General features: G+C 61.3%; 11 protein-coding genes. 3 read left to right on the top strand and 8 right to left on the bottom strand.

Translation table 11 applies throughout. The annotated features are described in order from the left end of the window. Nucleotides 1–49: 49 nt before the first annotated feature. The 5 genes from rutA (DDE76_RS04995) to DDE76_RS04975 all read right to left on the bottom strand — a co-directional run bounded on the left by rutA (DDE76_RS04995) (nucleotide 50) and on the right by DDE76_RS04975 (nucleotide 7,511). Nucleotides 50–1,168: a pyrimidine utilization protein A gene (gene rutA, locus DDE76_RS04995; protein WP_104894144.1), complete on the bottom strand. Its 1,119-nt coding sequence runs from the start codon at nucleotides 1,166–1,168 to the stop codon at nucleotides 50–52. Between the two features lie 10 nt (nucleotides 1,169–1,178). Beyond that, the gene (gene rutA, locus DDE76_RS04990) at nucleotides 1,179–2,309 is read right to left on the bottom strand and encodes a pyrimidine utilization protein A (RefSeq protein WP_104894143.1); all 1,131 of its coding nucleotides are present in this window, start codon (nucleotides 2,307–2,309) and stop codon (nucleotides 1,179–1,181) included. A gap of 27 nt (nucleotides 2,310–2,336) precedes the next feature. After that, a complete protein-coding gene (gene rutA, locus DDE76_RS04985; RefSeq protein ID WP_104894142.1) occupies nucleotides 2,337–3,458 on the bottom strand; it encodes a pyrimidine utilization protein A in 1,122 nt (373 codons plus the stop codon). A gap of 56 nt (nucleotides 3,459–3,514) precedes the next feature. Further along, a complete protein-coding gene (gene rutA, locus DDE76_RS04980) occupies nucleotides 3,515–4,630 on the bottom strand; it encodes a pyrimidine utilization protein A (protein WP_198650844.1) in 1,116 nt (371 codons plus the stop codon). Nucleotides 4,631–5,675: 1,045 nt separating this feature from the next. After that, nucleotides 5,676–7,511, bottom strand: a complete 1,836-nt coding sequence (locus DDE76_RS04975; RefSeq protein WP_104894141.1) for a sigma-54-dependent Fis family transcriptional regulator — start codon at nucleotides 7,509–7,511, stop codon at nucleotides 5,676–5,678. A gap of 204 nt (nucleotides 7,512–7,715) precedes the next feature. Between DDE76_RS04975 and adh the strand changes: the two genes are divergently transcribed. Beyond that, nucleotides 7,716–9,236: an aldehyde dehydrogenase gene (gene adh / locus DDE76_RS04970; protein WP_090597854.1), complete on the top strand. Its 1,521-nt coding sequence runs from the start codon at nucleotides 7,716–7,718 to the stop codon at nucleotides 9,234–9,236. A 130-nt stretch (nucleotides 9,237–9,366) separates the two neighbouring features. Then, nucleotides 9,367–9,765: a DUF779 domain-containing protein gene (locus DDE76_RS04965; RefSeq protein ID WP_090597856.1), complete on the top strand. Its 399-nt coding sequence runs from the start codon at nucleotides 9,367–9,369 to the stop codon at nucleotides 9,763–9,765. Between the two features lie 222 nt (nucleotides 9,766–9,987). Here the strand turns inward: DDE76_RS04965 and DDE76_RS04960 are convergent, their stop codons facing one another. Further along, on the bottom strand, nucleotides 9,988–10,473 hold the full coding sequence (locus DDE76_RS04960; RefSeq protein WP_104894140.1) for a winged helix-turn-helix transcriptional regulator: 486 nt from the start codon (nucleotides 10,471–10,473) through the stop codon (nucleotides 9,988–9,990). Nucleotides 10,474–10,593: 120 nt separating this feature from the next. Here DDE76_RS04960 and DDE76_RS04955 point away from each other — a divergent pair, with 120 nt between their 5' ends. After that, on the top strand, nucleotides 10,594–11,124 hold the full coding sequence (locus tag DDE76_RS04955) for a dihydrofolate reductase family protein (protein ID WP_104894139.1): 531 nt from the start codon (nucleotides 10,594–10,596) through the stop codon (nucleotides 11,122–11,124). Between the two features lie 161 nt (nucleotides 11,125–11,285). Here the strand turns inward: DDE76_RS04955 and DDE76_RS04950 are convergent, their stop codons facing one another. Together DDE76_RS04950 and DDE76_RS04945 are read right to left on the bottom strand one after the other, a co-directional pair. After that, entirely contained in the window at nucleotides 11,286–12,266 is a 981-nt protein-coding gene (locus tag DDE76_RS04950) for an ABC transporter ATP-binding protein (RefSeq protein WP_104894138.1), read from the bottom strand. Nucleotides 12,267–12,268: 2 nt separating this feature from the next. Further along, entirely contained in the window at nucleotides 12,269–13,279 is a 1,011-nt protein-coding gene (locus tag DDE76_RS04945) for an ABC transporter ATP-binding protein (protein ID WP_104894137.1), read from the bottom strand. Nucleotides 13,280–13,284: the final 5 nt, after the last annotated feature.

Below are 13,284 nucleotides of genomic sequence, written 5' to 3'. Positions count from 1 at the left end.
TCCTTGGCGGCAGGTGATGCGGGCGCCTCAGTTGCAGGCGCCCGAGCGTTCAGGCCGCAGCGCTTCTTGCCAGGGCGCCATTGCGCGATTTCATCAGCGGCTGGATGTATTGGCCGAATTGCTCGATGCCGGTGATGAAGTCATCAAAGATCAGCATGATGCCATCGATACCCGGCTGTTCGGCGAGAACATCGAGCATGCGGGCGACGTTCTCATACGACCCGATCAGCTTGGGCCCGCCATTGGACTTGGCCTGGCTGGGATCCTTGACGATCTGGGCGGCTCCGGCAGCCATGCGGGCGGCCGTGGAGGTTGAGGCCGAGAACTTGTCGGCGCCCGATTGCTGCCCCATCCATTCGATGGCTTCCAGGTCAACGCCATTGTTGTAGTGTTCCCACTTGGCAAAGGCCATCTCGTCGGTGCGATCGGCAATGATGGTGATGAGCGTGTAGGCCCCCACCTTGCGGCCGGTCTTTTCTGCGGCACTGATCAGACGCTGCGCGTTTTCGCCGCCCAGATGCGGTTCGTTGATCTTGCCGCCGGCGCCGACAAAATTGTAGTCGCACTCTTCCGCCACAAATTGCATGCCGCGATCCGAGCTGCCGGCGGCGACGATGTCGATATGCGATGAGGGGCGCGGCGAAAGCTTGCAGTCGTCCATCTGGAAATACTCGCCCTGGAAATTGGACGTGCCGCTCTCCCAGAGCTCCTTCATCACCTTCACATATTCGGTGGCATAGCCGTAGCGGTTCCTGAAATGCGCATCGCCGGGCCAGAGGCCCATCTGCTGGTATTCCTTGGGCTGCCAGCCGGTGACGATGTTGACGCCGAACCGACCGGGCGCGATGGAGTCGATGGTCGAGGCCATGCGGGCCGCGAGAGCCGGGGGCAGCGTGAGAAGGGCAATCGAGGCATAGAGCTTGATCTTCTGCGTCACGGCGGCAATGCCAGCCATCAGCGTGAAGGCTTCCAGATTGTGCTGCCAGAACTCCGAGGGACCGTTGTAGCCGCGCAGCTTGATCATCGCGAGGGCGAAATCGAGCCCGTAATGCTCGGCCCGCTGCACCACCGTCTTGTTGAGGTCGAATGTGGGATAGGTCTCTGGCGAGGTGGTGGACATGAACCAGCCACGGCTGCCGATGGGGATGAAGACACCAATCTTGGTCATCGAGTTATCCTTATGCGGCCTGGCTGGACGAACCGGAACGCGCCAGCTCGATATTGCGGGTCTTCATCAGCGGCTGGATATATTGGCCGAACTGCTCGATCCCGATGACGAAGTCATCAAATGTCATCATGATGCCCTCAATGCCCGGCTGGACGGCGATTTCGTCGAGCATGCGGGCGACGTTCTGATAGGAGCCGATGAGCTTGAGCATGCCGGTCGGCTCGGCCTTGGACGGATCGCTAAGCATCTCCTGGGCGCGGCGGGCCATGCCACCGGCCGTCGAATTGGCAGCGGCATTCTTGTCGGCGCTCGATTGATCGCGCGACCAGGCAATGGCTTCCAGATCGGTGCCTTGCTTGTAGTGTTCCCACTTGGCAAAGGCCATTTCGTCGGTGCGGTCGGCAATGATCATCAGGAGGGTATAGGCACCCACCTTGCGGCCATAGGGCTCGGTCACGGCAAGCAGGCGCTTGGCATTGTCACCGGCATTGGCGGTGTTGTTGATCCCCGCTCCGGCGCCGATAAAATTATAGTCGCAATGCTCGCCGACAAATTGCATGCCGCGATCGGACGCGCCGGCCGCAACAATATCGATATGGGCAGATGGGCGGGGCGAGAGCTTGCAATCGTCCATCTGGAAATACTCGCCCTTGAAGTTGGACGTACCGGTCTCCCAGAGCTCCTTCATCACCTGCACATATTCACCCGCATATTCGTAGCGGCGGCGGAAATGCTCGTCGCCGGGCCAGAGACCCATCTGCTGGTATTCCTTGGGTTGCCAGCCGGTGACGATGTTGACGCCGAAGCGCCCAGGGGCAATGGAGTCGATGGTCGAGGCCATGCGGGCGGCCAGTGGCGGCGGCAGGGTCAGAAGCGCGATCGAGGCGTAAAGCTTGATCTTGCTGGTGACCGCAGCAATGCCCGCCATCAAGGTGAAGGCCTCGAGATTATGCTGCCAGTATTCGGACGGGCCGTTGAAGCCGCGCAGCTTGATCATGGCGAGCGCGAAGTCGATGCCATAATGTTCGGCGCGCTGCACCACAGTCTTGTTGAGATCGAAGGTCGGGTAGGTTTCCGGCGCAGTGGTGGAAATCAGCCAGCCGCGGCTGCCAATTGGAATAAAGACACCCAGTTTGACCATTCTAATTCTCCTAGTCGGTGGCGCGGGTTAGGCGGCGTTCTGGTTGGCGGCGGTGAGTTTGGATCGGCTCTTCATCCGAGGCTGGATGTACTGGCCGAACTGCTCGATACCGGTGATGAAATCGTCGAAGGTAAGCATGATGCCGCCCAGGCCGGGGGTGGACGCGATGATGTCCAGCATGCGCGCAACGTTTTCGTAGGACCCGATCAGCCGCAAGCCGCCGTGAGGCTCGGCGAGCTGCGGATTTTTGAGCATGGCCAGCGTGTTGGCCGCCATGCGGCCCGCCGTGGAGTCGCTGGAGGCACTCTTGTCGGCGCTGGACTGGCCGTGGGCCCATTCAATGGCCTCAAGGTCCGTACCCGAGCGGTAATGCTCCCATTTGGCCCAGGCCAGTTCATCGGTGCGGTCGGCAATGACCATGCAGCCGGTATAGGCGGATACCTTGCGGCCGGTCTTTTCGGCAAAGCCGGCGAGGCGGGCGACATTCTCCCCGGCCTTGTCCGCCTCGTTGATGCCGCCACCCGATGACACGAAATTATAGTCGCAATGCTCGGCGACGAACTCCATGCCGCGATCGGACGTGCCGGCCGCAACGATGTCGATATGGGCGGAAGGCCGGGGAGAGAGCTTGCAGTCATCCATCTGGAAGTAGCGGCCCTTGAAATCCGAGGTCCCGGTCTCCCACAGCTCCTTCATCACCCGCACATATTCGGTGGCGTAGTCGTAGCGGTTCCCGAAATGCTCGTCGCCGGGCCAGAGACCCATCTGCTGGTATTCCTTGGGCTGCCAGCCGGTGACGATATTGACCCCGAAACGCCCCGGCGCGATGGAATCGATGGTCGCTGTCATGCGGGCCGCCAGCGGCGGCGGCAGGGTCAGAAGCGCAATCGAGGCATAAAGCTTGATGCGCTGGGTGACGGCTGCGAGCCCGGCCATCAGCGTGAAGGGCTCGAGATTGTGCTGCCAGAATTCAGACGGACCGTCAAAGCCGCGCAGCTTGACCATGGCCAGCACAAAATCGAGCCCATAATGTTCGGCGCGCTGCACGATAGCCCGGTTGAGATCGAAGGTGGGATCGAGGCGCGGCGATGTGGTGGAGCGCAGCCAGCCGCGACTGCCGATGGGAATGAAGACACCGATCTGGACCATTGCCATTCTCCGACGAAACCAGGGGGACGGGACGTGCGGCGCACGCCCCGAATTGCTCAGGCGGCGGCCTGGTCGGCCTTGAGAGCGGCATTGCGCGTCTTCATCAGCGGCTGGATGTGCTCGCCGAACTGCTCGATGCCGGTAACGAAGTCATCGAATGTGAGCATGATGCCCTTGATGCCCGGCGTGGTGCCGATCTCGTCAAGCATTCGGGCCACGTTTTCGTAGGAGCCGATGATCTTGGTCATCCCGGTCGGCTCGGGGTTCTCGACGCCTTTCTTGAGGAGCGCAGCGGTCGAATTGGCATTGGCCTTGGTGTCAGCTCCTGCTTGGCCTGCCTGCCATTCCAGAGCCTCGACATCGGTGCCCTGCTTGTAGTGTTCCCACTTGGCGAAGGCCATTTCGTCGGTGCGGTCGGCAATGACCATGACCAACTGGAATGCGCCGGTGCCGCGCCCATGGCGCGACGCTGCCTCGGCAACGCGCCCGGCGACATCGCGGCAGCCATCCGTCTGGTTCAATCCGCCGGCAACCACGAAATTGTAGTCACCATATCTGGCGACAAAGTCCATGCCGGCTGGCGACTGGCCTGCTCCGACAATCTGGATCGGCGCGCTTGGACGGGGGGATAGCTTGCAGTCATCATACTGAAAGAAGTCACCCTTGAAGTCGGAGGTGCCGGTCTCCCAGAGCTCTTTCATGATCTGCACATATTCAGACGCATAGTCATAGCGCCGGGCAAAATGCTCTGGCGTCAGCTCAAGGCCCATTTGCTGGTATTCCTTGGGCTGCCAGCCGGTGACCATGTTGACCCCGATGCGCCCGGGCGCGATCGAGTCGATGGTGGACACCATGCGGGCGACAAGAGCCGGCGGCATGGTCAACATGGCAACCGAGGCAAAGAGCTTGATCTTCTTGGTCACCGCGGCCAGGCCGGCCATGAGCGTAAAGCTCTCCAGGTTGTGCACCCAGTATTCGCTCGGCCCGTTGTAGCCGCGCAGCTTGATCATCGCGAGGGCGAAATCCAGCCCGTAGTGCTCCGCGCGCTGGACGACGGTCTTGTTGAGGTCGAATGTGGGATAGGTCTTCGGCGAGGTGGTCGAGATAAGCCAGCCACGGCTGCCAATCGGAAGGAAGACGCCAATCTGGGTCACGCGATGATCTCCTGACATGACCGGCCTCGGATGGCCGCGGGAATATGACAGGATGGTTGAACGGAAGCGCGGCTTTGCCAACCGACAAATCCATCGGCTCGACCTGAGATTTTCTCACCGCTGATTTGACCGGCTGCTCGATTGCGGCGCTTGAGCTGCGCTTTGCTGGTGCGCAACGCTGCCAAATGCAGGACGGACGCCAGACTACCGAACCCGCGGATACCATGCCCCAAGACCTGGAAGTGATTGGTAAAGTTTGCTTCGCCCAGGTGGCGTCGCGGTCCCTCAGCTCCTTATGGGCAATTTTGCCGACGCGTTCCGCTGGAGAGCAAAGGCAATGCCGAGCCGCACCGTCAACACACCCGCAAGACCAGCGGCATAGCTAACATCGATGTGGAGGAGAATGGAGCGGGTAGCGGGAATCCATCCCGCAAGCAATGTCTATATACATCAATCCTTTACTCAGACATTCAGGTGCAATTCGGACATTTTGTAGGGCAATTTGTAGGGCTATTTGTAGGGCACGTTGTTGTCATTCTCGTAGGGAACGTCTGGACACCGCCACAGCCGTAAAACCAACTCTTGAATTTAGTGTGCGGCGCCCCGACCAGTTTTACCCTGATGTTGCGGCGCCAACCGATCCGTTCGCAGCTTCACTGATCATAAACTTCACCCCAGCGTTGGGCGGGAGCATAGGCCGCTCCTTCGTCTTAGCCTGAACTGCGCAATCGGCGTCAGAGCAGATGGGCCCGACGCCTGAACCAGGCGATCCTCAACCAAGCCATGACGACCAATACCTTACCAGAATCTCACCGCGCGCACCCTACCGCGCAGCGGGTTAGTTCTACGGCCCTGCCCTGCCCTTCGGTCAAGCTTGGCCAATGACCAAAATGGGGCCGTTTGTAGCCTGTCGGCTTTCGGGCAGACCTAGTGGATTAACTGCCATTCGCTGGCCCTCGCGTTGTCACTCATGAGTGTCAAATGAAAGCCAATACGGGTCTACTGCGGCGCCCATACTGGCAAAGCCACGAGCCAACGCAGCTGTTCAATCAGCCTCTTCCAACTATTTCCAGACCAGCCGTCGGTAGAGGGTCGAGCGGTCGATGCCGAGAGCGCGCGCAGCGGCGGAAAGATTGCCGTTATTCTGGTCCACCGCGCGACGCATTGCGGCTTCGGTGAGACTGCCCAAATCGTTCTGGAACAGCAGAGGTGCCGCGGTGACCTGTTCGGTGAACTGGGGTAGATCGGCCAAAGTGATGGGCTGTTCTGGTTCACACAGCGCTGATAGGGCGCGCAGCGTCCCGGTCAGTTCGCGGAAATTGCCTGGCCATGGCTGGGCGGCGAGGCGGGCAAGCACCGGGGCGGGCAGCGGCGGATGGCCCGTCGCGAGCTGGGACCAGAGGCTCGAGACGACAGTGGCGCGATCGGGGAAATCACACAGGGCCGGCAGGCGGATGGTGAACTGGGCGATGCGGTAGTAGAGATCGGCGCGGAAGGTGCCTGCCTCGACCATGGCCTTGAGATCGCGATTGGTGGCGCAAACGGGCACGAAATCAGCCTTCTGCGCGGTGCCGCCGCCCAGTGGCACGACTTCCTTGTCCTGCAAGACGCGCAGGAGGCGCGACTGCAGCAAGAGCGGCATGTCGCCGATTTCATCGAGGAAGAGAATGCCGCCCTCGGCTTGTTGCACCAGGCCAATGGCGCCCTGCTTGCGGGCGCCGGTGAAGGCGCCGGGCTGGTAGCCGAAGAGTTCGGATTCGATCAGGCTCTCGGGCAGTGCAGCACAGTTGATGGCGACAAAGGGCTTGCCGGCGCGCTGGGTGAGGCCATGCAGGTAGCGGGCGAAGACTTCCTTGCCGGCACCGGTTTCCCCAGCGATGAGCAGGGGGATTTCGGCATTGACCAGGCGGATGGCCTTGGCGAGATCGGCGCGGGTTTCGGGAGTGAGAAAAGGCGCTGGCTCGCCCGACTTGGCGACGCGCGGCAGGGTGCCGGTGACGCGCAGCGGCGACTTGCGCGGCTCGGACACGGCGGCAAAGAAGCGCTCGCCATTGCGGGCGCGCAGTTCGCCGCGCTGTGTGGCGAGCGCCGCGGTTTCAAAGATTTCCTCGGCGGTGGACTGGCGCAGCGCCTTGCGGTCGAGCCCGACGAGATGGAGCGCGCGACGATTGCCGGCGATCAAACGCCCGCCATCAAAGACCAGAATGCCTTCGCGGGCGGTGCCCAGGAGATCAGCGGCACGGTGGAAGCGCACCACGGTCATGTCATCGAAGCCGCGGGCGAAGAAGCGATGTTCGATCTGCTCGACGGCGAGGCGCACCAGGCCCATGGCATGGGTGTGCTCAGCCGAGGCATGGCCGGAGAGATCGAGCACGCCAGCGAGCTTCCCGAAAGGGTCGAAAATGGGCGATGCGGCGCAATGCAGGATACCATGTGGTTCGAAGAAGTGTTCTCCCCCATGCACCTCGATGGCGCGACGTTCGGCGAGAGCCGTGCCGATGGCATTGGTGCCAGTGGCAGTTTCGGACCAGGTGACGCCGGGGCGGAGCGCCACTTCGGCGGCGCGGCCGGCGAATTCGGGGCTTCCCGTGGTATCGAGCACGAGGCCCTTGGCATCGGTGAGGATGACGACACTGTCGGTAAGCCGCGCTTCGGTGCGCAGCGACACCAGTTCAGAGCGCGAGAGGAGGCGTAAGGTCTCGTTCTGCTCATGCAAGGCGCGAAGCTCGGGTGCGGTGACCGGTTCGGCATGAATGACCGCCGAGGCATCGAGGCCCTGTTGTGCGCAGCGCTGCCAGGACCGCAATATGGGCGCAGGCACCAGGCCCTCAGGTAGATCGTGCCCAGAAAAGAAACGCTCGCGCGCGGCTACCAAGGCAGCATCGGACGCCTGTTGCATGGCTCTCTCCCTACCAGTTGTGGCAGTTTGCAACAGGTGTTGCATCGGCCATCGCGTCTGGTTGTTGCAAAGTGTTGCATCCGAATTCGCACCGCGTCCACCCCTGCTTGGTGCCACAAGAATTCCCTAACAGATTCAACAGGTTGATATCATCTGGCACGCCGGTTGCAATGACGGTGGCATCCAAGAACAAGGGAGGATGCCATGAATAAACCTGAATTCGTCGGCCAGCGGACCAAGTCTCCGTACAAGGCGAAATACGGCAATTATATCGGCGGGCAGTGGGTGGACGCGCTCGACGGCGAGACCTTCGAGAACACCTCGCCAGTCACTGGGCAGGTGATTTGCGAAGTCGCGCGCTCCAAGGCGGCGGATGTCGAGCGGGCGCTGGATGCGGCCCATAAGGCCGCGCCGGGCTGGGGCCAAACCTCGGTGGCGCAGCGCGCGGTGATGCTCAACAAGATTGCCGATCGCATGGAAGAACATCTCGACGAGATCGCGCTGGCCGAGACCTGGGACAATGGCAAGCCAATTCGTGAGACGACTGCTGCCGATATTCCGCTGGCGATCGACCACTTCCGCTATTTCGCCGGTGCCATCCGCGCCCAGGAGGGCGGCATTTCCGAACTTGACCATGACACGGTGGCTTATCATTTCCACGAGCCCCTCGGCGTCGTGGGGCAGATCATTCCGTGGAACTTCCCTATCCTGATGGCGGTCTGGAAACTGGCGCCCGCGCTAGCGGCAGGCAATGCCGTGGTGCTCAAGCCTGCCGAGCAGACGCCGGCATCAATCCTCTTTCTCATGGAATTGATCGAAGACATCCTGCCGCCCGGCGTGGTCAATATCGTCAACGGCTTTGGCCTTGAAGCCGGCAAGCCGCTGGCCAGCTCGAACCGCATCGCCAAGATCGCCTTTACCGGCGAGACCACGACGGGCCGGCTGATCATGCAATATGCCAGCCAGAACCTGATCCCGGTGACGCTGGAACTTGGTGGCAAATCGCCGAACATCTTCTTTGCCGACGTATTGGCCGAAGACGATGATTTCTTCGACAAGGCGCTCGAGGGCTTTGCCATGTTCGCGCTCAATCAGGGCGAGGTGTGTACCTGCCCGAGCCGCGCCCTGATCCAGGAAAGCGTCTATGACCGCTTCATGGAACGGGCGATCAAGCGGGTGGAAGCCATCAAGCAGGGTTCTCCCTTCGAGATGAGCACGATGATCGGGGCCCAGGCCTCGTCCGAGCAACTCGAGAAAATTCTCTCCTATCTCGATATCGGCCGGCAGGAAGGCGCCACGGTGCTGACTGGCGGCGAGCGCAACAATCTGGGTGGCGAGTTGGCGGGTGGTTACTACGTCAAGCCGACGGTGTTTGCTGGCAACAACAAGATGCGCATTTTCCAGGAGGAAATCTTTGGCCCGGTGGTCTCGGTGACGACCTTCAAGACCGATGCCGAAGCCCTCGAGATCGCCAATGACACGCTTTATGGCCTGGGCGCCGGCGTGTGGACGCGTGATGCCAACCGGGCCTATCGCTTCGGCCGAGGCATCCAGGCGGGGCGCGTATGGACCAATTGCTATCACGCCTATCCTGCCCATGCCGCCTTTGGTGGTTACAAGCAGAGCGGCATCGGACGCGAAAACCACCGCATGATGCTTGACCACTACCAGCAGACCAAGAACATGCTGGTGAGCTACTCGCCCAAGAAGCTGGGCTTCTTCTAAGCCGCTCCTCCCTGAGCGGGCGCCCGGGGAGAGCTCCGGGCGCCAGAAATCATTCCGGCGGGAAGAGCCCTAACCCCACTCTCTCCCTGGCCACCTCCCGCTGGAATGATCGTCGAGCAAGGAACCCGCCATGACTGATCTCGTTCCGCGCGTCGTCGCCACCGACGCCGCCTTAAGTCTCATCGCCACCATCACGGCCCGCCATGGGCCGGTTATGTTTCATCAGTCCGGCGGGTGTTGTGATGGCTCGTCGCCGATGTGCTATCCTGAAGGCGAATTCATCGTCGGCGACCATGACGTCAAGATGGGTGATATCGGCAGCGCTCCCTTCTACATGTCACCCAGCCAGTTCGAATATTGGCAGCATACCCAGTTGATCATCGATGCGATTCCAGGTCGTGGCGGCATGTTCAGTCTCGATAATGGCACCGAGCGGCGGTTCCTCACGCGCTCCCGCTTGTTCACCGATGACGAGTACGCACGCCTTGGGCCAATAGCACGGCGAGGAACGCCAACACTCTTTTCCTGAAGCCTTGTCTCTTCTGCGGAGTGACTGATGCTGAAGTTTGGTCCATTGCGATTTTTTGATTTTGCATTCTCACATCAGGTGACAATCCAGGTCATGTCCGTTTTCTCGTTGATGCAATAATCCGTTGAATGACCGAAATGGGGCGCCTCTCTGCCCGGCCGGTGCCGACCCCTTCTCGGTCATTCGACGATGAAATCGGGTCGCCTGAAAGCCGCCGCTGCTTTACTCGGAAAGGGAGGCCTCATAGGCCGCCTGCATCTTAGCTAGTGCGGAAACACCCGGTGCAGGCAAACCCAGATGAATGTGCCGCAACTCGTCCATAAACTCGTCCCAAAGCTGCGGACCACCATCTTCCAAAACCTGAGCCCGCTGTGAGAGCTCAAATGAAGGCAGTGCGTGCCTAATCCCCCAACTTCCCATGAAGGCCATCAAAGGCACCAGTTCGATGGCGCTTTCCGTGAGGCTGTAAACAATTCTCTGTTTGTGACCTGGATCAGCAGCGCGTGTGAGCAGTCCGCTGGCAGTGAGGCGCTGCAGGCGATCCGACAGGATGTTGGACGCTATGCCTTCCGTGCTCTCGTTCAGAAATGATCGGAAGCTACGGCGGCGACCGCCGAACATCGCGTCGCGCAGGATGATAAGACTCCAGCGATCGCCAAAGGTCTCCAAGGTGAGATTGATCGGACACCCCGAGCGCCTGGTTCTCATTCATCCGACCTCCAACCGGTTGCAAATTCGAGGTGGTTTTCTCACCCGTCAGCCTGTTACCACAGTTTTGAAGAAACGAAACGTGGCGTGACGCGGTGTCTGCCCGCATTGGAGGCACAGATGGCCAAGCTCTTCTTTGGAATGAACCAATCCCTAGATGGGTACGTCGACCATGATCGGATGACGCCGCCCAGCCCCAAGCTGTTTCGTCATTTCGTCGATCAAACGGATCACCTTGCCGGCAGCCTCTATGGCCGCGGCCTTTATGGGCTCATGAGCTATTGGGACCAGGACCAACCAGACTGGGACGCCGATCATCAGGCCTTCGCAATGGCATGGCGCAAAGCGCCCAAGTGGGTTGTGTCGAGCACGCTGCAAGGTGTCGGTCCCAATGCCAAGGTCCTCGGCCCCGACCTCGAGACGGAAGTGCGTCGGCTGAAGGACGAGGTGCAGGGAGAGATTGAAGTTGGCGGACCCAAGCTTGCGCAGCGTCTCACCGAGTTGGGGCTGATCGACGAGTACCGGATTTACCTGCATCCGGAAGTCTTAGGGCACGGCACTCCATTCTTTGGTGGCGCCCGCCCGCCATTGAGGCTGGCCAGCAGTGAACAGATCGATGACAATGTCATGCTGCTCAGCTATCTCTCGTAATGTCTGATCTGAAAGCTTAGTTGCCAGAACCTGACAGTCCCCTCGCCACCCCCTTTTCGACGTTGGCGAGACCCTAACCGGACCGACCGGTCTCAGGAAATCGAAATGCCGGGCTAAACGGCTGAGATGGGGCGCATTGCTACCGCTCAAGATCGCCCAGATCAGGCCAACCCCGCGAGTTCCTCCCTACGGATGCAGGCGACCCGATGGGCCTGCGCCACGTTGTCAAGCGGTGGCACCGTGTTGGCGCAGGCGGCCGCCGCATGAGGGCAGCGGGTGCGAAAAACGCAGCCGGAAGGCGGATTGGCGGGGCTGGGAATATCGCCAACGAGCACCTGGCGCTGTTTGGCCCGGCCAGGCACCGGTTCGGGAATCGCCGATAGTAACGCGCGGGTGTAGGGGTGGCGCGGGTTAGCGTAGAGCTCCGCCGCCGGCGCCATCTCCATAACTCGCCCCAGATAGAGCACGATGACCGTGTCACAGATGTATTCCACAACGGCCAGGTCATGCGAGATGAACAGCATCGTCAAACCCAGCCGCTGCTGCAGGTCGCGCAGCAGGTTGATGATCTGGGCCTGGATAGAGACGTCGAGCGCCGATACCGGCTCGTCAGCGACGATCAGCTCGGGTTCGAGCGCCAGGGCCCGGGCGATGCCGATGCGCTGACGCTGGCCACCAGAAAATTCGTGCGCATAGCGATCGAAGGCGTCGGCGGGCAGTTCAACCGCAGCCAGAGCCGCCTTGGCACGCGCGACGCGAGCTTCCCGCGGACGCATACCTTGGATTTCGAGACCTTCCATCAGTATCTGCCCGATGGTCATGCGGGGTGAGAGGCTGGCGAAGGGATCCTGGAAAATATACTGCATGCGGGCGCGCTGGCGGCGCAGCTCGCTTGGCGGAAGGGCCGTCATGTCGACGCCGTCGAAGCGCACCGCGCCTGATGTCGGCTCCACGAGGCGCAGAACGGACCGTCCGATCGTGGTCTTGCCGCTGCCCGACTCTCCGACGAGACCGACGACCGTGCCGCGCGGTACCTCGAAGGACACATCTTCGATGGCGCGGACCACCGGTCCTCGCGAAAACGTCGACGGCTTGAAATGCTTGGTGAGTCCGGAAACTGCGAGCAGTGGCTGTTCAGACATGATCAGATCTCCTGCCAGCGGATGCAACGGCTAAGCTGTCCGTCGCCGGTATCGGTCAGCGGCGGCACGGCGGCACTGCACGCGGAAATGGCATAGGGGCAGCGGGGTGCGAAGGAACAGCCCGCCGGCAGGTTGGAAAGGCTCGGCACCGCACCGGCGATGGTGGGCAGAGGCGTTCCGGCGGCCTTTAGGGCACTGGCTTCGCCAAGCCTTGGGACCGAGCGCAGCAGACCCTTGGTATATAGATGGCGGGGATGGGCGAAGACTTCAGCCACTCTGCCCGTCTCGACGATACGGCCCGCATACATCACTGCGACCCTATCGGCGATCTCGGCGACCACGCCAAGATTGTGCGTCACAAACAGCATCGCCATTCCACGCTCGCGCTGCAGGCGGGCCAGGAGATCCAGAATCTGCGCCTGGATGGTAACGTCGAGCGCAGTGGTCGGCTCGTCAGCAATCAGCAGCGACGGATTACAGGCCAGGGCCATGGCGATAGTGGCGCGCTGGCGCATGCCGCCTGAAAGTTCATGTGGATATTGGCGTGCCCGGCGCTCGGGATCAGGGATGCCGACATCGGCCAGCAGTCGCACGGCATCGGCCGCGGCCTCCCGGTGGGAGCGACCCAGATGGATCCGGATCGGCTCGGCGATCTGTTCGCCCACGGTATAGACCGGGTTGAGGCTGGTCATGGGCTCCTGGAACACCATGGCAATGTCATTGCCCCGGACCCGGCGCAACGCTTCGGCATCGAGTTTGGCGAGGTCGCGCGTTTCGCCCGACTTACCACGGAAGGCGACACTGCCCTGGGCCAGGCGCCCCACCTTCTTTGGCAGCAAGCCCAAGATGGAGAGGCTGGTGACCGACTTGCCCGAACCCGATTCACCGACCAGTGCCACGGTTTCGCCGGGCTCGACGGTCAGCGTCAGGTCCGTGACGGCCGCGATGTCGCGCCCGCCAATGCGGAACACCGTCTGCATGTTGCGGATATCAAGGACGGGCGCGACTGTCATCGCGA

The sequence above is a fragment of the Devosia indica genome (genome assembly GCF_003056405.1).
Lineage (GTDB): Bacteria > Pseudomonadota > Alphaproteobacteria > Rhizobiales > Devosiaceae > Devosia > Devosia indica.
The sequence above is the reverse complement of the archived record's forward strand: the minus strand, read 5'-3'. Positions and strand labels throughout refer to the sequence as shown.

What these genes read in the sequence shown, in the direction of transcription:
- rutA (WP_104894144.1), bottom strand. Translation starts at nt 1,168, where the DNA reads ATGACCAAGATTGGTGTCTTCATCCCCATCGGCAGCCGTGGCTGGTTC.
- rutA (WP_104894143.1), bottom strand. Translation starts at nt 2,309, where the DNA reads ATGGTCAAACTGGGTGTCTTTATTCCAATTGGCAGCCGCGGCTGGCTG.
- rutA (WP_104894142.1), bottom strand. Translation starts at nt 3,458, where the DNA reads ATGGTCCAGATCGGTGTCTTCATTCCCATCGGCAGTCGCGGCTGGCTG.
- rutA (WP_198650844.1), bottom strand. Translation starts at nt 4,630, where the DNA reads ATGTCAGGAGATCATCGCGTGACCCAGATTGGCGTCTTCCTTCCGATT.
- DDE76_RS04975 (WP_104894141.1), bottom strand. Translation starts at nt 7,511, where the DNA reads ATGCAACAGGCGTCCGATGCTGCCTTGGTAGCCGCGCGCGAGCGTTTC.
- adh (WP_090597854.1), top strand. Translation starts at nt 7,716, where the DNA reads ATGAATAAACCTGAATTCGTCGGCCAGCGGACCAAGTCTCCGTACAAG.
- DDE76_RS04965 (WP_090597856.1), top strand. Translation starts at nt 9,367, where the DNA reads ATGACTGATCTCGTTCCGCGCGTCGTCGCCACCGACGCCGCCTTAAGT.
- DDE76_RS04960 (WP_104894140.1), bottom strand. Translation starts at nt 10,473, where the DNA reads ATGAGAACCAGGCGCTCGGGGTGTCCGATCAATCTCACCTTGGAGACC.
- DDE76_RS04955 (WP_104894139.1), top strand. Translation starts at nt 10,594, where the DNA reads ATGGCCAAGCTCTTCTTTGGAATGAACCAATCCCTAGATGGGTACGTC.
- DDE76_RS04950 (WP_104894138.1), bottom strand. Translation starts at nt 12,266, where the DNA reads ATGTCTGAACAGCCACTGCTCGCAGTTTCCGGACTCACCAAGCATTTC.
- DDE76_RS04945 (WP_104894137.1), bottom strand. Translation starts at nt 13,279, where the DNA reads ATGACAGTCGCGCCCGTCCTTGATATCCGCAACATGCAGACGGTGTTC.